This is a genomic window from Pseudomonas fortuita (genome assembly GCF_026898135.2).
Lineage (GTDB): Bacteria > Pseudomonadota > Gammaproteobacteria > Pseudomonadales > Pseudomonadaceae > Aquipseudomonas > Aquipseudomonas fortuita.
Genome location: NZ_CP114035.2, coordinates 4,440,890 through 4,462,575, shown reverse-complemented (window position 1 = coordinate 4,462,575; position 21,686 = coordinate 4,440,890). Strand labels below are relative to the sequence as shown.

Below are 21,686 nucleotides of genomic sequence, written 5' to 3'. Positions count from 1 at the left end.
CTCTGCGCGATTACCGCCCAAGTACGCTACAATCCGCCCCTTGTACCCAGTTCAATGATTTTGAAGGAAAACCATGACGTTCAAGGCCCCGGACAGCCTCTCCGAGCAGATTGCCGATTACCTGGCCGAACGCATCATCCGCGGCGAGCTGGCGCCAGGCGAGCGTATCCAGGAGCAGAAGGTGACCTTGGCCCTCAACGTCAGCCGTGGCTCGGTCCGCGAAGCGCTGCTGATCCTCGAGCGCCGGCACCTGGTGGCGATTTTGCCGCGCCGGGGTGCCCACGTGACCGTGCTGGACGAGCGCAGCGTGCGTAGCCTGTGTTCCTTGATGGGCGAGTTCTACATCCTGCTGGGCAACGCGGTTGCGCAAAAATGGCGCACCGATGCCGACCTGCGCCCGTTTCTGGATATTCAGCAGCGTTTGCAGCGCGCCCATGACCAGCTCGACATCAAGACGTTTGTCGCCGAGAGCTTCGCGGTGATGCGCGCGGCCTATCCATTCGCCGACAACCCGTTCCTGCAGGAAACCGTGGAAAACCTGCAACCGGCGATGAGCCGTGCCTACTATTTGTCGCTGGACCAGCGCCAGGCCAACATGATCGATTACCTGGACCTGTTCGCCCGCCTGCTCGACGCCGTGGTCGCCCGCGACCTGCCACGCATCCGGGAGGTGCTAACTGCCTACGGCCAGCGCAGCTGCGAACTGGTGCTGGCGGCGCTGGCCCGAGGCTGACCGATGCGCCTGAAGTGCATTCGCCTGGCCGGGTTCAAGTCGTTCGTCGACCCGACCACGGTCAATTTCCCCAGTAACATGACGGCCGTGGTCGGCCCCAACGGCTGTGGCAAGTCCAACATCATCGACGCGGTGCGCTGGGTGATGGGCGAGAGTTCGGCAAAGAACCTGCGCGGCGAGTCGATGACCGACGTCATCTTCAACGGCTCCAGTGGCCGCAAGCCGGTCAGCCAGGCCAGCATCGAACTGGTGTTCGACAACAGCGAAACCACCCTGGTCGGCGAGTATGCCGCTTATGCCGAAATCTCGATCCGCCGCAAGGTTACCCGCGACGGGCAGAACAGCTATTACCTCAACGGCACCAAGTGTCGGCGGCGTGACATCACCGATATTTTCCTCGGTACCGGCCTTGGACCACGCAGCTATTCGATCATCGAACAGGGCATGATCTCCAAGCTGATCGAGGCCAAGCCCGAGGAACTGCGCAACTTCATCGAAGAAGCGGCCGGCATCTCCAAGTACAAGGAGCGGCGCCGCGAAACCGAGAACCGCATCCGCCGCACCCAGGAAAACCTCGCGCGCCTGACCGACCTGCGCGAAGAGCTGGAGCGCCAGCTGGAGCGCCTGCACCGTCAGGCCCAGGCCGCCGAGAAGTACCGCGAGTACAAAGCGCAGGAACGCCAGTTGAAGGCACGCCTTTCGGCCTTGCGCTGGCGCGGCCTGGACGAACAGGTACGCCAGCGCGAGTCGGTGATTGGCGACCAGGGTGTGTCCCATGAAGCACTGGTGGCCGAGCAGCGCAATGCCGATGCCAGTATCGAGCGCCTGCGCGATGGCCATCATGAATTATCCGAGCGCTTCAACCAGGTGCAGGGCCGCTTCTACTCGGTAGCCGGTGATATTGCCCGGGTCGAGCAGAGTATCCAGCATGGCCAGCAGCGCCTGCGGCAGTTGCAGGACGACTTCAAGGAAGCCGAGCGCACGCGCCTGGAGACCGAATCGCACCTGGGCCACGACCGCACCTTGCTGGCCACCCTGGGCGAAGAGCTGGCCATGCTCGAGCCCGAGCAGGAAATGACCCTGGCCGCCGCCGAAGAGGCCGCTGCGGCCCTTGAGGAAGCCGAGGCGGGCATGCACGGCTGGCAGGAACAGTGGGACAGTTTCAACAGCCGCTCCGCCGAACCACGTCGCCAGGCCGAAGTGCAGCAGGCGCGCCTGCAACAGCTGGAAGCCAGCCTGGAGCGTTTGGCCGAGCGCCAGCGCAAGCTGGGCGAGGAGCGCGAGCAACTGGGGAGCGACCCGCAGGATGCCGCCATGCTCGAACTGGCCGAGCAACTGGCCAGCAGTGAAATGCTGCTGGAAGAATTGCAGCTGTCCGAAGAACAGGTGGTCGAGCGCCTGGAAGGCGCGCGCGAGCAACTGCAACAGGCCACCCAGGCCCAGCAGCAGGCGCAGGGCGACCTGCAGCGCCTGGGTGGTCGTCTGGCCTCGCTCGAAGCCTTGCAGCAGGCCGCCCTGGAACCGGGCGCGGGTGCTGCAGGCTGGCTGCAAGGCCAAGGTCTGGAGCAACAGCCACGCCTGGCTGAAGGCTTGCGCGTAGAGCCGGGTTGGGAGTTGGCAGTAGAAACGGTGCTTGGCGCCGATCTGCAGGCGGTGCTGGTGGATGATTTCGATACGCTCGATTTCACAGGCCTTGAGCAAGGTGAGCTGCGTTTGCTGCAGGCCAGCGGCAAGGGTTCATCGTTGCCTGGCAGCCTGCTGGAAAAGGTCGCAGGTCGCATCGACCTGGCGCCCTGGCTGGGCCAGGTCAAGCCTGTGGAGGACTTGGCCCAGGCACTGGCGCAGCGCGTGTCGCTTGGCGAAGGCCAGAGCCTGGTCAGCCGCGATGGCTACTGGGTTGGCCGGCACTTCCTGCGGGTGCGCCGTGGTGGTGAAGCTGAAGGCGGCGTGCTGGCGCGTGGCCAGGAAATCGAGCGCCTGGGGCAGGAGCAACAGGAGCAGGAAGCGGCACTGGAGCAGCTTGAGCAACAGTTGCAGGCCCTGCGCGAGCAGCAGCTGGACCAGGAAGAGCAGCGCGAACAGCTTCGCCGCCGTACCCAGGAAGAAAACCGTCTGCATGGCGAACTGAATGCCAGGCTCTCGGCCAGTCGCGCCCGAGCCGAGCAGGTCGCGTTGCGCCGTCGGCGCCTGCTTGAAGAACTGGCCGAGCTTGAAGAGCAGCGCGCCGTGGAGCACGAACAGCTAGGCGAAGCGCGCCTGCTGCTGCAGGAGGCCCTGGAGCTGATGGCCCAGGACACCGAGCAGCGCGAGCAACTGATGGCCCGCCGCGACACCCTGCGCGAAGCCCTCGACCGGGTGCGCCAAGAGGCCCGCCAGCACAAGGACCACGCCCACCAGTTGGCCGTGCGCTTGGGCTCGCTGCGCGCCCAGCACGACTCCACCCGTCAGGCCCTGGAGCGCCTGGAGCAGCAGGCAGCGCGCCTGACCGAGCGCCAGGAGCAACTGAGCCTGAACCTGGAGGAGGGCGAGGCCCCGCAGGAAGAACTGCGCCTGAAGCTCGAAGAGCTGCTGGAGCGGCGTATGAGCGTGGACGAGGAAATGCGCTTGGCCCGCCTGCACATGGACGAAGCCGACCGTGAACTGCGTGATGCCGAAAAGCGCCGCACCCAGGCCGAGCAGCAAGCTCAGTTGCTGCGCGGCCAACTGGAGCAATTGCGCCTGGAGTGCCAGGGGCTGGATGTACGACGCAAGACCTTGCAAGAACAGCTGCTGGCCGATGGCTACGACCTGCAAGGCGTGCTCACCACGCTGGAGGCCGAGGCCAGCGAGCAGGGTACCGAACAGGAGCTGGAGCAGCTTGAAGCACGCATCCAGCGCCTGGGTGCGATCAACCTGGCCGCCATCGAGGAATACCAGCAGCAGTCCGAGCGCAAGCGTTACCTGGACGCGCAGGACGCCGACCTGGTCGAAGCCCTCGAGACCCTGGAAAACGTCATTCGCAAGATCGACAAGGAAACCCGCAACCGCTTCAAGGATACCTTTGATCAGATAAATGCCGGATTACAGGCACTTTTCCCAAAAGTTTTCGGTGGTGGCAGCGCTTATCTGGAACTGACGGGCGAAGATTTACTCGATACAGGGGTGACGATCATGGCGCGACCCCCGGGCAAGAAGAACAGCACCATTCATCTGCTGTCCGGCGGCGAGAAGGCACTGACCGCTTTGGCGCTGGTGTTTGCCATCTTCAAGTTGAACCCCGCACCGTTCTGCATGCTCGACGAGGTCGATGCACCGCTGGACGATGCCAACGTCGGGCGCTATGCGCGCCTGGTCAAGGAAATGAGTGAAAGCGTGCAGTTCATCTACATCACGCACAACAAGATTGCCATGGAGATGGCGGACCAATTGATGGGGGTGACCATGCATGAACCCGGTTGCTCACGCCTTGTTGCAGTTGATGTGGAGGCGGCCATGGCCATGGTCGACGCTTGATGCGCGACGATGCGGGCACATTCTGTAGCGAAATGCCCCCGTCATGTGCGACAGACGGTGTAAAGTTGTCTTTGGTCGTGCTAGCTTAATGTCACTCGTTTTTTGCGTGGGTAAAACGCCTGTCAGAACATAGAGTTGGCGCCACGTGTTAAAGGGCTTTGAACCCTTTGTTTTCAAGCATATTTTTATAGAGGCACGGGATTACATGGAAATCGGTCTGCGCGAGTGGCTGATCGTCATCGGCATCATTGTCATTGCCGGGATTCTTTTCGACGGCTGGCGCCGCATGCGCGGCGGGAAAGGCAAGTTGAAATTCCGTCTGGATCGCAGTTATTCCAACCTGCCGGAAGAAGAGGGTGGCGGCGCCGAAGTGCTCGGCCCGTCGCGCGTGCTGGACGCCCACAAGGAGCCTGAGCTGGACGAAAGCGACTTGCCGTCGCTCAGCGCCTCTTCGCGTGACCGCGAACGCGAGCCCAAGCCGGCCAAGGCCAGCAAGCGCAACAAGCGCGCCACCGTAGCGGCTGATGTACAGCAGGGTGACCTGAACCTGAGTGCCGACACGCGCGAGCCCGACCTTTTTGCTGACAGCAATGACGACTTTGCCGCCGACAACACCCGCAGCAGCACGGGTACAGCGCCTGCCAGTAGCGTCAAGGAGCTGCCACCGGCCGAGGAAGTGCTGGTGATCAGTGTTATCTCCCGTGACGAAGGCGGCTTCAAGGGCCCGGCGTTGCTGCAGAACATTCTGGAAAGCGGCCTGCGCTTCGGCGAAATGGACATTTTCCACCGCCACGAGAGCATGGCCGGCCACGGCGAAGTGCTGTTCTCCATGGCCAATGCGGTCAAGCCAGGCGTGTTCGACCTGGACGATATCGACCACTTCAGCACCCGCGCTGTGAGCTTCTTCCTTGGTCTGCCGGGCCCGCGTCATCCGAAGCAGGCGTTCGACGTGATGGTCGCTGCGGCACGCAAACTGGCCCACGAACTCAACGGCGAGCTCAAGGACGACCAGCGCAGCGTGCTGACTGCCCAGACCATCGAGCACTACCGCCAGCGCATCGTCGAGTTCGAGCGCCGCGCGCTGACCCAGAAGCGCTGACAGATCCAGACGAAAGAGCAGCCTGAGGGCGTGCTGGTCGGTTCGGGAGTTACTGCCCGACCCGGCCCTATCGCCGGCAAGCCAGCTCCCACAGGAGTACCACTGCCCTCCAGGCTTGTGGTGTACCTGTGGGAGCTGGCTTGCCGGCGATAGGGCCCGGTCAGGCAATTACCAATCCAGGCCCCAGACACCACCCCAGGCTGCTCTTTTTGCTTTGCAAGAGACCCTGAAAATGACCGCCGAAACCCGTATCCACGAACTGCGTGCCGAACTCGACCAGCACAACTACCGCTACTACGTGCTCGACGAGCCCAGTGTGCCCGATGCCGAATACGACCGCCTGTTCAACGAGCTCAAGGCGCTTGAGGCTGAACACCCCCACCTGGTAACCCCTGATTCGCCCACCCAGCGCGTCGGCGGCCAGGCGTTGTCCGCATTCAGCCAGGTGCGCCATGAAGTGCCCATGCTCAGCCTGGGCAACGCTTTCGAAGAAACCGACCTGCGTGAGTTCGGCCGCCGCGTGGTAGACGGCCTCGACCAGCCCGGTGCGGTCGACTTCAGCTGCGAACCCAAGCTCGACGGCCTGGCGGTGAGCCTGCTGTATCGCGACGGTCAGCTGGTGCAGGGCGCCACCCGTGGTGACGGCACCACTGGCGAGGATATCAGCGCCAACGTGCGCACCGTGCGTAACATCCCGCTCAAACTGCAGGGCGAAGGCTGGCCAGCGGTGCTGGAAGTGCGCGGTGAGGTGTACATGAGCAAGGCCGGTTTCGACCGGCTCAATGCCGCCCAGGCCGAAGCCGGCGGCAAGACCTTCGCCAACCCGCGCAACGCCGCTGCCGGCAGCCTGCGTCAGCTGGATTCAAAGATTACCGCCAGCCGCCCGCTGGAGTTCTGCTGCTATGGCGTTGGCCAGGTGTCCGAGAGCATCGCCGACAGCCACATCGGCACCCTCGAGCAGCTCAAGGCCTGGGGCCTGCCGATCAGTCGCGAGCTCAAGCACGCGGCAGGCATCGATGAGTGCCTGGCCTACTACCGCGATATCGGCGAACGGCGCAACAGCCTGCCCTATGAAATCGATGGCGTGGTGTTCAAGGTCAACAGCCTGGCCGCCCAGCGCGAGCTGGGCTTCCGTGCCCGCGAGCCACGCTGGGCGATCGCCCACAAGTTCCCGGCCATGGAAGAGCTGACCGAGGTGCTGGACGTCGAGTTCCAGGTTGGCCGTACAGGGGCAGTAACGCCTGTGGCGCGCCTGAAACCGGTCAAGGTTGCTGGTGTGACCGTGTCCAATGCCACTTTGCACAACATGGACGAAATCGCCCGCCTGGGCCTGCGCATCGGCGACACGGTAATCATCCGCCGTGCCGGTGATGTGATCCCGCAGGTGATGCAAGTCGTGCTGGAGCGCCGCCCGGAAGATGCCCGCCCGGTAGAAGTGCCGAGCGTGTGCCCGGTCTGTGGTTCGCAGGTCGAGCGTACCCAGCTGGTCAAACGCAGCAAAGGCAAGGCAATCACCAGCGAAGGCGCGGTGTACCGCTGTGTGGGTCGCTTGGCCTGTGGCGCCCAGCTCAAACAGGCGATCATTCACTACGTGTCCCGCCGTGCCATGGACATCGACGGCCTGGGCGAGAAGAGCGTCGAGCAATTGGTGGATGAAGGCCTGATCGGCTCGCCAGCTGATCTGTACAAACTGGAGTTCGAGCAGGTTGTCGGGCTTGAAGGCTTTGCCGAGGTCTCCAGCAAGAAGTTGCTCGATGCCATCGAAGCCAGCAAGCGCCCGAGCCTGGCGCGCTTCATCTATGCCCTGGGCATTCCCGACGTGGGCGAAGAAACCGCCAAGGTACTGGCCCGCTCGCTGGGCAGCCTGGCCCGTGTGCAGCAGGCGTTGCCACAAGTGCTGACCTACCTGCCGGATATCGGCCTGGAGGTGGCCTACGAAATCCACAACTTCTTCGAAGACGAGCACAACCAGAAAGTCATTGAACAGCTTCTGGCCAGCGGCATGAAAATACAGGACGAGGGCGAACTGGCTGCCGAATTTGCTGCCAGCACCAGCTTGGCCGGGATGATCGCCAAGCTCGACATCCCCTCCGTTGGCCCGACCGGTGCCGAGAAGCTGGTGGCCAGGCTCGACAGCCTGGACAAGATCATCGCCGCCGACGGCATCGACCTGCGCCAAGCCCTGGCGGCCAAGCAGGCTGACGCAGTGCGTGAGTTCTTCAAGGATGAAGCGAATCAGAAGCTGGCGCGGGACATCGAAGCCCAGTTGCTGGCGTTCGGCATGCATTGGAGCAGCGAGAAGAAGGTAGCCGAAGGCTTGCCGCTGGCCGGGCAGACCTGGGTGCTGACCGGTACGCTGGAGCGCATGAGCCGCGACATCGCCAAAGACAAGCTGGAAAGCCTGGGGGCCAAGGTGGCCGGCTCGGTGTCTGGCAAGACCCACTGCGTGGTGGCAGGGCCGGGGGCAGGGTCCAAGCTGGCCAAGGCCGCTGAGCTGGGCGTTAAGGTGCTGGACGAAGATGCCTTTGTCACATTCCTGGCCGAACAGGGCATCGCTATCTGAAGCCCTGCGCTATCCCCCGACCCCAACATTCTGGCTCGATACCCAGATTCAGAAGCTTGTACGGTCCCTGTAGGAGCTGGCTTGCCGGCGATCACCGGCAAAGCCGGTGCCATCCACTGCGGCGCCTTCTTCGCGGGCGCGCCCGCTCCCACAGGTTTGCGCGCCAGTTCAGCGCCCATGCGCCTGACAAGTCATTGAGAAATGATGACTTTTTCTACCTCAGAGGTTGTATCTGCCCTCAAGACCGGTACAATGGCGCCACTCGCTGCTCAGCGAGGCATGTAGTGGTGGCCCCATCGGTCCCCCCGCATTGATTACCCGTTAACCTGGTCAGGCCCGGAAGGGAGCAGCCATAGCGGGAACATCGAGTGCCGGGGTGTGGCTGGTGGGGCCGCCTCCATTTCTGGGGTCGGAAAACCTCAGTCTGCAACGAACGCCTTCCTTCTTGCCTGCTTTCCGCCCAATGCTCCGGCCGCCGACAGCTTCATCAGCCGCTGGAATTTCGGGCATGCCAGATGATCCTCCTCCGGGCACTGCGCCGCATGCCGCAATCCCTTGCTCATCGCTTGCAACCGCCTGATTCGCGCATCCAGCTCGTCCGCCTTGGCGATCAGCATCTGCCGGTCGACCTGCAGGTCCACCAGCATCGCCCCTACTTCATCCAGCGAAAACCCCGCAGCCTGCCCCAGGGCGATCAGTGCCAGCCGGTCTGCCACATCAGCCGCAAACTGCCGCCGCTGGCCGCGCCAGATGCCCCGATTACAGCGAACCCCCGATCAGAGTGCGCACTTTTAAGAACTTTGTGGGAGCGGGCATGCCTGCGAAGAACATTACTCGGTGGATGGCACCGGCTATGCCGGTGTTCGCGGGCATGCCCGCTCCCACAGGGTTTGCACAAGCTTTCACAAATTGAGCAGGGCAGTAAGTTGTGCCGGCATTTTGCTGGGCATTTCAGGGCCGGGCCACAGACATATTGTCCGGGTCGCCCGCTCCCCCATACCGCTGCACAATCCGCTCGATCTCACCCGACTGCTTCATTCTTACCAGCGCCCGCAACAGCGCTTGTGTCGGTATCGCCGGATCGTTGCGCACCATGCACCCCAAATCCTGTTCTTCCAGCACCGCCAGCGCCTGCAATTGCTGTTCAGCTGGCAACCCCTGGTTGAACCACTGCAACGACAACTGGTTGCTCACCGCATGCCGATACCGCCCGGCCTGCAGCTTTTGCAGCACCAGCAACTGGCTGCGGCTGTCCTCACGGTGCAGCTGGCCCTTGTCCAGCAGCGGTTGCAGGGTTGAATAGGTGTAGCCCAGCACCGTGCCGATAGCCTGGGGTGGCAGCTGCTCCAAGCGCATCGGGGTGTCGTCGCTGGCGCGGCCAACCAGCACGTCGCGCTGGTGAATCAGCGGGATACTCCACACAAAATCCCCCGGCCGGTCATTGAGCCATCGGGTACTGACGTAGCAACGCACATCTATGTCGCCGCTGCTCATGGCCTCCTCCAGGCGCAGGCGGGCCATGACGTGGTACTTGGGGCGAGCCCCCACTTCCTTGGCCATGGCCTGCATCAGGTCGTAAAGCAATCCCTCCACTGGCTGATCGCCTTCGATGCGTACCAGCGGCATGCCCCAGCTCTCCGCTACGGAGAAGCGCAGTGCCGGCTGTTCAGCCAGGCTGTGGGTGGTCCAGAGCAACAGCAGGGCCAGCAATCTTCGCAAAGGCGTATCCTCCCTGAACAGCGCGCCTGCCTCAAAGCTTAGACGACGCGCGCAGGGTGCAATTTTGCCCCCGCTCCGCTAGCATTAGCGATCTTCCGCTCTATCAGGCTACGATGGTTTTTCGATGAGTTATCAGGTTCTTGCACGTAAATGGCGTCCGCGCTCGTTCCGCGAAATGGTCGGCCAAGCCCATGTGCTGAAGGCCTTGATCAATGCCTTGGACAATCAGCGCCTGCACCACGCCTACCTGTTCACCGGTACCCGGGGCGTGGGCAAGACGACCATCGCCCGTATTATCGCCAAGTGCCTGAACTGCGAAACCGGCATCACCTCCACGCCCTGTGGCACCTGTTCGGTGTGCCGTGAAATCGACGAAGGCCGTTTCGTCGACCTGATCGAGATCGACGCCGCCAGCCGCACCAAGGTCGAGGACACCCGCGAGCTGCTGGACAACGTGCAGTACGCCCCGAGCCGTGGGCGCTTCAAGGTCTACCTGATCGACGAAGTGCACATGCTGTCGACCCACTCGTTCAACGCCTTGCTCAAGACGCTGGAAGAGCCGCCGCCCTACGTCAAATTCATCCTCGCCACCACCGACCCGCAGAAGCTGCCGGCCACCATCCTGTCGCGCTGCCTGCAGTTCTCGCTGAAGAACATGAGCCCGGAGCGGGTGGTTGAACACCTCAGCCACGTACTGGCTGCCGAGAACGTGCCGTTCGAGCCGGATGCCCTGTGGCTGCTGGGCCGCGCGGCCGATGGCTCGATGCGTGACGCCATGAGCCTCACCGACCAGGCCATCGCCTTTGGCGAAGGCAAGGTGCTGGCCGCTGATGTGCGGGCCATGCTTGGCAGCCTGGATCACGGCCAGGTCTACGGCGTGTTGCAGGCGTTGCTCGAAGGCGATGCCCGGGCATTGCTGGAGGCCGTGCGCAGCTTGGCCGAGCAGGGCCCGGACTGGGCGGGCGTGCTGGCCGAAATGCTTAACGTGCTGCACCGTGTGGCCATTGCTCAGGCGCTGCCAGAGGCCGTGGACAACGGCCAGGGTGACCGCGACCGAGTACTGGCGCTGGCTTCGGCATTGCCGGCCGAGGACGTGCAGTTCTATTACCAGATGGGCCTGATCGGCCGCCGAGACCTGCCGTTGGCGCCGGACCCGCGTGGTGGTTTCGAGATGGTCCTGCTGCGCATGTTGGCGTTCCGCCCGGCTGATACCGACGACGCGCCGAGACCGGTGCTAAAGCCAGTGGGGATCAGCCAAGCCACAGCTGATCCTGCAGCGCCGGTGGCAGCCTCGGCCTTGGCCGGGCCTTCATCGCCTGTTGCGGCCGCGCCGGCAGAACCCGCGGCGGCGGCCCCACAGCTGGAGGTGCCTGCACCTGCGACAGCCGACCATGAGCCGGAGGCCGAGCCAGACGCCGAGCTGCAGGCCGAGATCGAGGCCATTTCGGTACCTGAGCCTGTCGCGGAGGTGGTCGACCTGCCGTGGGAAGAGCCGGCAGTTGCACCTGCGCCGGTGGCGGCTGAACCTGTGCCCGCACCTGCGCCCGAGCCTGTTGCCCCTGCACCGGCGCCACAGCCCACAGCGGCAAGCGACGAGCCGCCTTTCGACCCCTCCGCCTACGCTGCCGTAGGCATGGATCGCGATGATGAGCCGCCGCTGGACGAAGACTATTACAGCGGTGAAAGCGACCCGGTCGGTTTCAGCTATCTGGACGAGTTGGCCGAACATGTGCAGGAAGAGGTATCGAAGCCGGCTGCCGAGCCGCTGCCAGCAGCTAAACCGGCCACCGGGCTGGCCCTGCAATGGCTGGAATTATTCCCACAGTTGCCTGTGTCCGGGATGACAGGCAACATCGCGGCAAACTGTACGCTGATTGCCGCTGATGGCGACGACTGGCTGCTGCACCTGGACCCTGGCCAAGGCGCACTGTTCAACACGACCCAGCAGCGTCGCCTGAACGAAGCGCTCAACCAGCACCTGGGGCGCACCCTGAACCTGCGTATCGAGCTGATCCTGCCTGAGCAGGAAACCCCGGCCCAGGCGGCATCGCGCAAGCGTGCAGAGCGCCAGCAGGACGCGGTCACCTCTATCGAACAGGATCCGTTGATCCAGCAGATGATCAAGTTGTTCGGTGCCAAGGTGCGGCAGGATACTATTGAGCCTGTAGAGGCCCTGGCCAAACAGGGCCAGTAACGGATAACCATGCGGCTGGCCCTGCGCCGGGCCGCATCACATGACCCAATCGAGGTATACCCCCATGATGAAAGGTGGCATGGCCGGCCTGATGAAGCAGGCCCAGCAGATGCAGGAAAAGATGCAGAAAATGCAGGAAGAGCTGGCCAACGCCGAAGTCACCGGCCAGTCCGGCGGTGGCCTGGTGAGCGTGGTGATGACGGGGCGTCACGACGTCAAGCGCGTCAGCATCGACCAAAGCCTGATGTCGACCGACGAGGACGACAAGGAAGTGCTGGAAGACCTGATCGCCGCCGCGCTGAACGATGCCGTGCGCAAGATCGAGCAAAGCAGCCAGGAAAAGATGGGCGGCATGACCGCCGGCATGCAACTGCCGCCGGGCTTCAAGATGCCGTTCTAAGCGCATTGCGATACCGAAAACCGCCGCTGATATCAGCGGCGGTTTTTTTTGAGCGATTTCAACCCAGGCGCGGTCTGCTTTTTATGTGATAGCAACAGCAGGCCGGGTAGGCTTGGGGTGACCTTATTTGACGCCGCCGCCCCCGCTGGGTATAAACCGCCTCTTATTGATTTGTCAGGCCATTCCCATGAGCTTCAGCCCCCTTATCCGCCAACTGATCGACGGCCTGCGCATCCTGCCAGGCGTTGGCCAGAAGACCGCACAGCGCATGGCCCTGCAATTGCTGGAGCGCGACCGCAGTGGCGGGCTGCGCCTGGCTCAGGCCTTGACCCAGGCCATGGAAGGGGTAGGGCATTGCCGCCAGTGTCGCACCCTCACCGAGCAGGAACTGTGCCCGCAGTGCGCCGACCCGCGCCGCGACGACACCCAGCTGTGCGTGGTGGAGGGGCCGACCGATGTGTATGCGGTGGAGCAGACGGGCTACCGTGGCCGCTACTTTGTGCTCAAGGGGCACCTGTCGCCGCTGGACGGCCTGGGCCCGGAGGCCATTGGCATTCCGCAGCTTATGGCACGCATCGAGGAGCAGGGCACCTTCACCGAGGTGATTCTGGCGACCAACCCGACGGTGGAGGGGGAGGCGACGGCGCATTACATCGCGCAATTGTTGAGCGAGAAGGGGTTGGTGGCGTCTCGCATTGCCCATGGTGTACCGCTGGGCGGCGAGCTGGAGATGGTGGATGGCGGCACCTTGGCCCATGCCTTTGCAGGGCGCCGGCCAATTTCGCTCTGATTCAAAAATGCTGGGGCCGCTTTGCGGCCCATTCGCGGGACAAGCCCGCTCCCACAGCGATATAGCGATGCTTCACTTTGTGGGAGCGGGCTTGTCCCGCGAATGGGCTGCAAAGCAGCCCCAAAAGCCAACTCAGTACTCGCTGAGGGAAAACTCGGTCAGGCAGAAGGTAGGCACCCCGGCCGCCTGCAACCGACGCGACCCGTCCAATTCCGGCAGGTCGATAATCGCCGCCGCCTCGAACACCTGCGCCCCGGTACGGCGTACCAGGTTGGCTGCAGCCAGCAGCGTACCGCCGGTGGCAATCAGGTCATCGAAGATCAACACCGAATCCCCCTCGCACAGGCTGTCGGCATGCACTTCCAGGAAGGCTTCGCCGTATTCGGTCTGGTAACCCTCGCTCAGCACGTCAGCCGGCAGCTTGCCTTGCTTGCGGAACAGGATCAGCGGCTTGTTCAACTGGTGGGCGATGATTGAGCCGATCAGGAAGCCCCGCGCGTCCATGGCACCAATGTGGCTGAACTCAGCCTCGACATAACGCTCGATGAACTGGTCAGCTACATAGCGCAGCCCGCGCGGCGATTGGAACAGCGGGGTGATGTCGCGAAAGATCACGCCCGGTTTGGGGAAGTCCACTACCGGGCGGATCAGGGCTTTGAGGTCGAAAGCGTCGCTGTGCATTGTTGCGGGTATCCTGGGAAAACGAATGCCAAAGTATACCCGCTATACGCCGGCCTCAGGCCTCGATTGCACCACCGGCCAGCGCACACAGCTGGATCGGGTCGAGGATGTGCACTTCCTTGCCCTCGGCGCGCAGCAGGCCGTTCTGCTGGAAGCGCGTGAACACCCGCGACACGGTTTCTACTGCCAGGCCCAGGTAGTTGCCGATTTCGTTGCGCGACATGCTCAGGCGGAACTGGTTGGCCGAATAGCCGCGGGCGCGGAAGCGTGCCGACAGGTTGACCAGGAAGGTGGCAATACGCTCGTCGGCGGTCTTTTTCGACAGCAGCAGCATCATTTGCTGGTCGTCGCGGATTTCCCGGCTCATGACCCGCATCAGCTGGCGACGCAGCTGCGGCAGTTGCACCGACAGCTCGTCAAGCCGCTCGAAGGGGATTTCGCACACCGAAGTGGTTTCCTGCGCCTGGGCCGACACCGGGTAGGCTTCGGTGTCCATGCCTGACAGGCCGACCAGCTCGCTGGGCAGGTGGAAGCCGGTGATCTGTTCTTCGCCGCTGTCGCTGAGGCTGAAAGTTTTCAGGGCACCGGAACGTACGGCGTAGACCGAGCCGAAATTGTCACCCTGGCGGAACAGGAACTCGCCTTTCTTCAGCGGGCGGCCGCGTTTGACGATTTCATCCAGTGCATCCATGTCTTCCAGGTTCAGCGAAAGAGGCAGGCACAGGGGGGCCAGGCTGCAATCCTTGCAATGGGCCTGGTTGTGTGGGCGCAGTTTGACTGGCTCGGACATTTGAATCGATCCTTGTGGGAAAGCACACATAAGTCGTAAGGGTAACCCACGACACAGGGTGTAGGCCAGCGTGCGCGTTGATGGTGCGCCCTGGCGAAACCCCGGCAGCCGTCCTGCCGGGAGTCCTTGTGTGCCCATAGTGTGCCTGGCAAGGAGGCTTGTCCATGCGGTTGAACGACTCGGTTTTCAGATAACCCGCGAGAAACGCTGGCGGTTGTGCATCGCCAGGTAGGCGTCGAACACCATGCACACCGAGCGCGCCAGCAGGCGGCCAGCCGGCAGGATGCGAATGCCCTTGGCGTCCAGGCTGATCAGGCCGTCGCGCTGCAAGGTCAGCAGTTCGGGCCAGAGCTCGTTGAAATAACCGCGAAAATCGATGGTGAAGGCCTGTTCGATCGGCTCGAAGTCCAGCTCGAAATGGCAGATCAGTTGCTGGATCACCGCCCGCCGTATGCGGTCGTCGTGGTTGCATACCAGGCCGCGCTGGGTGGCCAGCTGGGCGTTGGACAGGCTGTCCTGGTAGGTGTTGAGGTCGCTGCTGTTCTGGCAGTACAGGTCGCCGATCTGGCTGATGGCCGACACGCCCAGGCCGATCAGGTCGCAGTGCCCGTGGGTGGTGTAGCCCTGGAAGTTGCGCTGCAGGGTGCCTTCTTCCTGGGCGATGGCCAGTTCGTCGTCCGGCAGGGCGAAGTGATCCATGCCGATGTAGCGGTAGCCGGCGGCGGTCAACTGGTCAATGGTGGTGTGCAGCATCTCCAGCTTGGCGGCCGGGCTGGGCAGGTCGTTGTTGTCGATGCGCCGTTGGGGCATGAAGCGCTCGGGCAGGTGGGCATAGTTGAACACCGACAGGCGGTCTGGCTGCAGGCGGATCACTTCTTCGACCGTGCGGGCAAAACCTTCGGGTGTTTGTTTGGGCAGACCGTAGATCAGGTCCAGGTTGACCGAACGGAACTGCAGGGTGCGCGCAGCCTCGATCAGGGTGCGGGTCTGCTCCAGACTCTGCAGGCGGTTGATCGCGCGCTGCACGGCTGGGTCGAGGTCTTGTACGCCCAGGCTGACGCGGTTGAAGCCCAGTTCGCGGAGCAGGCCCATGGTCGACCAGTCGGCCTCGCGCGGGTCGATCTCGATGCCGTAGTCGCCGGAATCGTCGTCCAGCAGGTGGAAGTGCTGACGCAGGGTGGCCATCAGTTGGCGCAGTTCCACATGGCTGAGGAACGTCGGCGTGCCGCCGCCAAAATGCAGCTGTTCAACACGCTGCTGCGGGCCCAGGTGGCAGGCGATCAGCTGGATTTCCTGCTCCAGGCGCTGCAGGTAGGGTGCGGCGCGCGCGCGGTCCTTGGTGATGACCTTGTTGCAGGCGCAGTAGTAGCAGATGTTGGCGCAAAACGGCACATGCACGTACAGCGACAGGGGGCGCACGGCTCGACGGCTCTCGCGCAGGGCGTGGAGCAGGTCGAACGAGCCCACCTCGCTGTGCAGTTGCACGGCGGTCGGGTAGGAGGTGTAGCGTGGCCCGGCCAGATCGTAGCGGCGGATCAGGTCGGTATCCCAACGTAGGTCGTCGAGCATGAGGGCGGTCCCCGGAAAGAGCAGCAGTGCACCGGACTATATGGCTGTCTGTAGGGGTGTGTGTTGATTTGTATCAAGGGCGTTGGGGCTGCACAGCAGCCCCCGTCAATGCCCCATCAGCCAGTGCTGGTGTGGGCCTGGCAGGGTCCAGACCCCAAACAGCATCACCAGCACACCGCCCGCCACACGCACGCTGCGGCGCCTCAACAAGGCGTTTACCCGTTCGGCAGCCAGCCCGGTGGCCAGCAACACCGGCCAGGTTCCCAGGCCGAACGCGAGCATCAACGCCGCGCTGTACCCGGCGTTGCCCTGGCTGGCGGCCCACAGCAGGGTGCTGTAGACCAACCCGCACGGCAGCCACCCCCACAAGGCACCCAGCAGCAACGCCCGGGGCAGGCTGGACACCGGCAACAAGCGCGACGCCACCGGCTGGATATGCCGCCACAGCCCGCGCCCCAGGGCTTCGATGCGGGTCAGCCCGCTCCACCAGCCGGCCAGGTACAGCCCCATGGCAATCAACAACAGCGCTGCCACCACCCGCAGCCCCAGGGCGGCGGGGCTGCGGGCCACCGCCCAGCCGGCCAGGCCTAGCAACAGGCCGGCGCTGGCATAACTGAAAATGCGCCCAAGGTTGTACGCCAACAGCAGGCGCAAGCGCCGGCTACGTTGTTCCGGTGGGATGGCCAGGGTCAGCGCGCCCATCAGGCCGCCGCACATGCCCAGGCAGTGGCCGCCGCCAAGCAGGCCCAGGACCAGTGCCGAGCCCAGCAGGGGAAGCAGGTCAGGCACGGGGTGGTGGTTCCTTGTCGGTATCGCCCGGTGTGTCGTCAGGCTTCACCGCGGCCTGGTGGCGCGGGTCCTGGTCGTCGAACAGGATGCTGTGGGCAGGGCCTTCGAGGTCGTCGTACTGGCCGCTGTCCACTGCCCAAAAGAAGATGTACACGGCCACGCCGACCAGCAGCAAGGCTGCGGGGATCATGACATAGAGGGCGGGCATGGTGTCTTCCTCCCGGGCAGGGGTGCTTCGGTTTTCGGCAGGTTCGATGCCAACGGCATGCGGGTCAGGCGCAGGGCATTGAGCACCACGATCAGCGAGCTGACCGACATGCCGATGGCGGCCCACACCGGGGTGATCCAGCCAAGCGCGGCAAACGGCAACATCAGGCCATTATACAGGGTGGCCCACAGCAGGTTCTCGAGGATGTTGCGACGTGTGCGGCGGGCCAGGTCCAAGGCCTGCACCAGTGCCTGCAGGCGGTTGGACAGTAGCACGGCGTCGGCGCTGGTCTTGGCAAGGTCGGTGGCGCTGCCCATGGCAATGCTGATGTCGGCGGCGGCCAGCACCGGCACGTCGTTGACCCCGTCGCCGAGCATCAGCACCTTGCGCCCGGCCGCCTGCAGCGCCTTCAGCCGATCCAGCTTGTCGTCCGGGCGCAGGCCACCAATGGCCTGGTCGATGCCCAGTTGCGCGGCCACCTCGGCGACCATCGGCGAACTGTCGCCCGACAGCAGCAGCGTGCGCCAGCCTCGGGCCTTGCAGGCGGCGAGCAGCGCCGGTGCGTCGTCGCGCAGCCGGTCGTCCAGGCCAAACCACGCCAGAGGCCCGTGGCGGTCACCCAGCAGCAGCCACTGGCCGCGTGGTTCCGGCACGGCGGGGATTTGCGCAGCGCTCAGGGCGCAGACGAAGGTGGCCTGGCCGATACGCAGGCGTTGGCCGTCTACTTGCCCTTCCAGGCCCAGACCTGGCACGGTCTGCACGTTTTCGGCCGGTATGGCGGTGCGGCCGAAGGCGCGGGCGATCGGGTGTTCGGAGCGGTTTTCCAGGGCGGCGGCCAGGGCCAGGCAGCGGTCGGCGGGCAGGTTGCCGAGCGGGCGGATGCTGCGCAACGTAAGGCGGCCTTCGGTCAGTGTGCCGGTCTTGTCGAAAATCACCGTGTCGATCTGGTTCAGGCCCTCCAGTACATGGCCGCGGGTTACCAGCAGGCCCAGCTTGTGCAAGCTGCCGGTGGCGGCGGTCAGCGCCGTTGGCGTGGCCAGCGACAGTGCGCAAGGGCAGGTGGCCACCAGCATGGCCAGCACGATCCAGAAGGCCCGTGCAGGGTCCAGGTACCACCACCACAGGCCGATGGCCACGGCAGCCAGCAGCGAGAACAGCAGGAACCATTGCGAGGCCCGGTCGGCGATTTCGGCCAGCCGCGGCTTTTCGGTCTGAGCGCGCTCCAGCAGGCGGACGATGGCCGAGAGCCGCGAATCGTGGCCGAGTGCTTCGACTTCCACGTTCAAGGTGCTTTCGACATTCAGCGTACCGCCGGTGACCCGTTCGCCCACCCGGCGTGGTTGCGGCAGGTATTCGCCGGTGAGCAGTGATTCGTCCACGCTGGAGCGGCCTTCGACAATGCGCCCGTCGGCGGGGATCACCGCGCCGGGCAGCACTTGCACCGTGTCACCGCAGTGCAATTCGCTGAGCAGGATGCGCTCGCTGCGGCCGATGGCGTCCAGGCGCAGGCACGAGGCCGGCAGCAGGTTGACCAGCTGAGCGGTGGCCGCAGCCGTGCGTTCGCGGGCGCGGCGCTCCAGGTAGCGGCCGGTGAGCAGGAACAGGGCGAACATGCCCACTGTGTCGAAATACAGCTCGCCGCTGCCGGTGATGGCCGTCCAGATGCCGGCGCCGAAGGCCAGGGCGATGGCCAGCGACACCGAAACGTCCATGGTCAGGTGGCGGGTGCGCAGGTCGCGCGCCGCGCCCTTGAAAAAGGGCGCGCAGCTATAGAACACAATGGGAATGGTCAGGAACAGCGCCACCCAGCGCAGGATGGTGTGCAACTCGGGGGACAGGTCGATGTTGAATTCTGGCCAGGTGGCCATGGTCGCCATCATTGCCTGGAACCACAGCAGCCCTGCCACGCCCAGGCGGCGCAGGGCGCTGCGGTTCTCGCGGGCCAGCTGCTCGGCGGCCTGGTCGGGCTGGTAGGGGTGGGCGGCATAGCCGATCTGGCGCAACTCGGCGAGCAGGCGTGAAAGTGGCAGTTGCTTGTCGTCCCAGCTCAGCAGCAGGCGGTGGTTGGAGAGGTTCAGGCGCGCCTCGGCGACACCGGGCAGGTTGCGCAGGTGCTTTTCGATCAGCCAGCCGCAGGCGGCGCAGCTGATGCCTTCGACCAGCAAGGTGGTTTCGGCCAGCTCGCCCAGGTGGCGCACGAAGCTTTGCTGCACGTCGCTGCGGTCGTACAGGGCCAGTTCGTCTTGCAACTGCCTGGGCAGGGCCTCGGGGTTGGCGCTGTTGTCACTGCGGTGCTGGTAGTAGTGCTCCAGGCCACCGGCGACGATCGACTCGGCCACCGCCTGGCAGCCGGGGCAGCAGAACTGCCGCGGCTGGCCGAGGACCACGGCGGTGAAGCGGCTGCCGGCGGGGACGGGCAGGGCGCAGTGGTAGCAGGGGGTGGGCTGGGTCATAAGGTAAGCACGACTGCTCAGGCAGATATGAAACCCTGTGGGAGCGGGCGTGCCCGCGAAAGCGTCAGGCCTGAAAACACCTTTGCCTGAGCTACCGCATTCGCGGGCATGCCCGCTCCCACAGGGATTTGCGATGATGCTACTGTTGGTGCTCGGCACCTTGCAGGGCTTCGTCACCCAGCTGCAAGGTCACACCATGTTCCACTTTTTCCTCTTCGAACAAGCGCCACACCTGGCCCCCTTCGCTGCCCAGCAGTTCCACAAAGCGCCGCCCGTCGACCTTGTCCTCCAACTGCCCCACATAGCGCCCCGCGTCGACCCTGCTCAGCAGCACCCTGCGGTCCTTCTCCGGCTGCGTGGGCGAAATCAGGTTCAGCTCCAGGTTTTGCGGGCCGCTGCTGCCGGTCAGGCGCAGGTCCACTTCGCCGGTCAGCTCGTCCAGGTGCACGCTGGCTTTCAGGCCCAGCTGCTGCGCCAGCAGCTCGCGGTCCAGCGAGCGGTTGATGCCTTTGCCTGCCTCGTAGTAGTTGTCGTTCACCAGATTGTCCGGGTTGCGTACGGCAATGCTGACCATGGTCAGGCTCAGGCACACCGAGGTGGTGAGGATACCAATGATGATCCAGGGCCAGAGGTGCTTGTACCAGGGGCTGGCGGCAGTGGCGGCAGGCATTGTGCGTTATCTCTCTTAGCGGATCTGTGGGCCGATGAAGCGGCTCTTGGCTTCAACCTGGGCGTCGCTGTCGTCGGCGCTCTTGAGGGTGAAGGTGATTTCATTGGTGGTCGATGGCAGTTTCTCGGGGGCGACCGACAGCTGCACCGGCAGGCTGACGATATCACCGGCAGCCACGCGGATTTCGCGCTGGCCTTCGAGCTTGAGGTCCGGCAGGCCGACGGCATCCAGCACGTACACATGGTCGCGCTGGTCCTTGTTCATTACCTTCAGGCTATACACGTTCTCGATCCGGCCCTGGGCGTTCTCGCGGTACAGCACGCGGTCCTTGCTGACGTCGAAGCCAACCAGCGAACGGGTGGCAAAGGCGGTCGCCAGGCCGACAATCATCACCAGCAGCACCGCGGCATAGCCGATCAGGCGCGGGCGCAGCATGTGGGTTTTCTGCCCGGACAGGTTGTGCTCGGTGGTGTAGCTGATCAGCCCTTTGGGGTAGTTCATCTTGTCCATGATGCTGTCGCAGGCGTCGATGCACGCCGCGCAGCCGATGCACTCGATCTGCAGGCCGTCACGGATGTCGATGCCGGTAGGGCAGACCTGCACGCACATGGTGCAGTCGATGCAGTCGCCCAGGCCCTGGGCCTTGTAATCGGCGTCTTTTTTACGTGGCCCGCGGGTTTCGCCACGGCGCGGGTCGTAGGACACGATCAGCGTGTCCTTGTCGAACATCACGCTCTGGAAGCGGGCGTAGGGGCACATGTACACGCACACTTGTTCGCGCAGCCAGCCGGCGTTGCCGTAGGTGGCGAGGGTGAAGAAACCGACCCAGAAGTAGGCCCAGCCATCGGCCTGGCCTGTAAAGAATTCGATGACCAGCTCGCGGATGGGCGAGAAGTAGCCGACAAAAGTCATGCCGGTGACAAAGCCGATTAGCAGCCACAGGCTGTGCTTGGCGAACTTGCGCAGGAACTTGTTGCCGCTCATGGGGGCTTTGTCGAGCTTCATGCGCTGGTTGCGGTCGCCTTCGGTGATCTTTTCGCACCACATGAAAATCCACGTCCACACGCTTTGCGGGCAGGTGTAGCCGCACCACACACGGCCTGCGTACACGGTGACGAAGAATAGGCCGAAAGCGGCGACGATCAAAATGCCCGACAGCAGGATGAAGTCCTGCGGCCAGATGGTGGCGCCGAAGATGTAGAACTTGCGTTCGGGCAGGTTCCACCATACGGCCTGGTGGCCGCCCCAGTTCAGCCACACGGTGCCGAAGTACAGCAGAAACAGCACTGCACCGCCGACCATGCGCAGGCGGCGGAACAGGCCAGTGAAGGCGCGGGTGTAGATCTTTTCCCGGGAGGCGTAGAGGTCGACGGAATCCTTCCCTTTGCTGGCAGGCGGGGTCACATCATGTACCGGAATTTGCTTGCTCATCATCAAGTCCCACGGCAGTGGAGAAACGCCGCAGCCAGTGCGTGCCGGCCGCAGTCTCGCGCAATCTGCTAGCGCTCTGCGGTCCATGATACGCCGCTGATGGCA

Annotated in this window: 16 protein-coding genes, 1 other RNA gene and 1 pseudogene; 8 read left to right on the top strand and 10 right to left on the bottom strand. The window is 64.0% G+C overall.

The features are described 5' to 3' along the window. Positions 1-73 precede the first annotated feature (73 nt). The 5 genes from OZ911_RS20385 to ffs all read left to right on the top strand — a co-directional run bounded on the left by OZ911_RS20385 (position 74) and on the right by ffs (position 8,278). Positions 74-733: a GntR family transcriptional regulator gene (locus OZ911_RS20385; RefSeq protein WP_016488356.1), complete on the top strand. Its 660-nt coding sequence runs from the start codon at positions 74-76 to the stop codon at positions 731-733. A gap of 3 nt (positions 734-736) precedes the next feature. After that, a complete protein-coding gene (smc, locus tag OZ911_RS20380; RefSeq protein WP_070086502.1) occupies positions 737-4,225 on the top strand; it encodes a chromosome segregation protein SMC in 3,489 nt (1,162 codons plus the stop codon). 205 nt (positions 4,226-4,430) lie between these two features. Then, positions 4,431-5,324: a cell division protein ZipA gene (gene zipA, locus OZ911_RS20375; RefSeq protein WP_016488354.1), complete on the top strand. Its 894-nt coding sequence runs from the start codon at positions 4,431-4,433 to the stop codon at positions 5,322-5,324. 232 nt (positions 5,325-5,556) lie between these two features. Then, on the top strand, positions 5,557-7,887 hold the full coding sequence (gene ligA, locus OZ911_RS20370) for an NAD-dependent DNA ligase LigA (protein ID WP_023048264.1): 2,331 nt from the start codon (positions 5,557-5,559) through the stop codon (positions 7,885-7,887). Positions 7,888-8,181: 294 nt separating this feature from the next. Then, positions 8,182-8,278: signal recognition particle sRNA small type (gene ffs, locus OZ911_RS20365), an RNA gene on the top strand. Positions 8,279-8,306: 28 nt separating this feature from the next. Here ffs and OZ911_RS20360 read toward each other — a convergent pair. Beyond that, positions 8,307-8,630 (bottom strand): annotated as a pseudogene (locus OZ911_RS20360) (MerR family DNA-binding protein); the annotation flags it as partial. A 208-nt stretch (positions 8,631-8,838) separates the two neighbouring features. After that, a complete protein-coding gene (locus OZ911_RS20355) occupies positions 8,839-9,606 on the bottom strand; it encodes a substrate-binding periplasmic protein (protein WP_031312043.1) in 768 nt (255 codons plus the stop codon). A gap of 124 nt (positions 9,607-9,730) precedes the next feature. Here OZ911_RS20355 and dnaX point away from each other — a divergent pair, with 124 nt between their 5' ends. The 3 genes from dnaX (at position 9,731) to recR (ending at position 12,990) form a co-directional block, all read left to right on the top strand. Then, complete coding sequence (dnaX, locus tag OZ911_RS20350) at positions 9,731-11,800, top strand: DNA polymerase III subunit gamma/tau (RefSeq protein WP_016488350.1); 2,070 nt, start codon at positions 9,731-9,733, stop codon at positions 11,798-11,800. A gap of 64 nt (positions 11,801-11,864) precedes the next feature. After that, positions 11,865-12,200 carry a YbaB/EbfC family nucleoid-associated protein gene (locus OZ911_RS20345; protein ID WP_016488349.1) on the top strand — a complete coding sequence of 112 codons (336 nt, stop codon included), beginning with the start codon at positions 11,865-11,867 and terminating at the stop codon, positions 12,198-12,200. Between the two features lie 187 nt (positions 12,201-12,387). After that, positions 12,388-12,990 carry a recombination mediator RecR gene (gene recR, locus OZ911_RS20340; protein WP_003254304.1) on the top strand — a complete coding sequence of 201 codons (603 nt, stop codon included), beginning with the start codon at positions 12,388-12,390 and terminating at the stop codon, positions 12,988-12,990. 132 nt (positions 12,991-13,122) lie between these two features. On the opposite strand, the gene OZ911_RS20335 is transcribed toward recR, so the two are convergent. The 8 genes from OZ911_RS20335 to ccoG form a co-directional block, all read right to left on the bottom strand. Next, positions 13,123-13,671 (bottom strand): adenine phosphoribosyltransferase, encoded by a 549-nt coding sequence (locus OZ911_RS20335; protein ID WP_009683910.1) that lies wholly within the window; start codon positions 13,669-13,671, stop codon positions 13,123-13,125. A 55-nt stretch (positions 13,672-13,726) separates the two neighbouring features. Beyond that, positions 13,727-14,461, bottom strand: a complete 735-nt coding sequence (gene fnrA, locus OZ911_RS20330; RefSeq protein ID WP_012273416.1) for a Crp/Fnr family transcriptional regulator FnrA — start codon at positions 14,459-14,461, stop codon at positions 13,727-13,729. A 186-nt stretch (positions 14,462-14,647) separates the two neighbouring features. Continuing rightward, positions 14,648-16,030, bottom strand: coding sequence for an oxygen-independent coproporphyrinogen III oxidase (gene hemN / locus OZ911_RS20325; protein ID WP_016488348.1), 1,383 nt, complete (start codon positions 16,028-16,030; stop codon positions 14,648-14,650). Positions 16,031-16,135: 105 nt separating this feature from the next. Beyond that, positions 16,136-16,819 (bottom strand): sulfite exporter TauE/SafE family protein, encoded by a 684-nt coding sequence (locus OZ911_RS20320; RefSeq protein WP_016488347.1) that lies wholly within the window; start codon positions 16,817-16,819, stop codon positions 16,136-16,138. Next, complete coding sequence (gene ccoS, locus OZ911_RS20315) at positions 16,812-17,027, bottom strand: cbb3-type cytochrome oxidase assembly protein CcoS (protein WP_016488346.1); 216 nt, start codon at positions 17,025-17,027, stop codon at positions 16,812-16,814. The genes OZ911_RS20320 and ccoS overlap by 8 nt, the downstream gene beginning before the upstream one ends. Continuing rightward, a complete protein-coding gene (locus tag OZ911_RS20310) occupies positions 17,006-19,480 on the bottom strand; it encodes a heavy metal translocating P-type ATPase (protein WP_016488345.1) in 2,475 nt (824 codons plus the stop codon). Before OZ911_RS20310 ends, ccoS begins: the two co-directional genes overlap by 22 nt. A 139-nt stretch (positions 19,481-19,619) precedes the next feature. Further along, positions 19,620-20,150 carry a FixH family protein gene (locus OZ911_RS20305; RefSeq protein WP_016488344.1) on the bottom strand — a complete coding sequence of 177 codons (531 nt, stop codon included), beginning with the start codon at positions 20,148-20,150 and terminating at the stop codon, positions 19,620-19,622. Between the two features lie 15 nt (positions 20,151-20,165). Next, on the bottom strand, positions 20,166-21,581 hold the full coding sequence (ccoG, locus tag OZ911_RS20300; protein ID WP_031312364.1) for a cytochrome c oxidase accessory protein CcoG: 1,416 nt from the start codon (positions 21,579-21,581) through the stop codon (positions 20,166-20,168). Positions 21,582-21,686: the final 105 nt, after the last annotated feature.

Coding starts and splice junctions, on each gene's coding strand:
- OZ911_RS20385 (WP_016488356.1), top strand. CDS start 74: ATGACGTTCAAGGCCCCGGACAGCCTCTCCGAGCAGATTGCCGATTAC.
- smc (WP_070086502.1), top strand. CDS start 737: ATGCGCCTGAAGTGCATTCGCCTGGCCGGGTTCAAGTCGTTCGTCGAC.
- zipA (WP_016488354.1), top strand. CDS start 4,431: ATGGAAATCGGTCTGCGCGAGTGGCTGATCGTCATCGGCATCATTGTC.
- ligA (WP_023048264.1), top strand. CDS start 5,557: ATGACCGCCGAAACCCGTATCCACGAACTGCGTGCCGAACTCGACCAG.
- dnaX (WP_016488350.1), top strand. CDS start 9,731: ATGAGTTATCAGGTTCTTGCACGTAAATGGCGTCCGCGCTCGTTCCGC.
- OZ911_RS20345 (WP_016488349.1), top strand. CDS start 11,865: ATGATGAAAGGTGGCATGGCCGGCCTGATGAAGCAGGCCCAGCAGATG.
- recR (WP_003254304.1), top strand. CDS start 12,388: ATGAGCTTCAGCCCCCTTATCCGCCAACTGATCGACGGCCTGCGCATC.
- OZ911_RS20335 (WP_009683910.1), bottom strand. CDS start 13,671: ATGCACAGCGACGCTTTCGACCTCAAAGCCCTGATCCGCCCGGTAGTG.
- fnrA (WP_012273416.1), bottom strand. CDS start 14,461: ATGTCCGAGCCAGTCAAACTGCGCCCACACAACCAGGCCCATTGCAAG.
- hemN (WP_016488348.1), bottom strand. CDS start 16,030: ATGCTCGACGACCTACGTTGGGATACCGACCTGATCCGCCGCTACGAT.
- ccoS (WP_016488346.1), bottom strand. CDS start 17,027: ATGCCCGCCCTCTATGTCATGATCCCCGCAGCCTTGCTGCTGGTCGGC.
- OZ911_RS20310 (WP_016488345.1), bottom strand. CDS start 19,480: ATGACCCAGCCCACCCCCTGCTACCACTGCGCCCTGCCCGTCCCCGCC.
- OZ911_RS20305 (WP_016488344.1), bottom strand. CDS start 20,150: ATGCCTGCCGCCACTGCCGCCAGCCCCTGGTACAAGCACCTCTGGCCC.
- ccoG (WP_031312364.1), bottom strand. CDS start 21,581: ATGAGCAAGCAAATTCCGGTACATGATGTGACCCCGCCTGCCAGCAAA.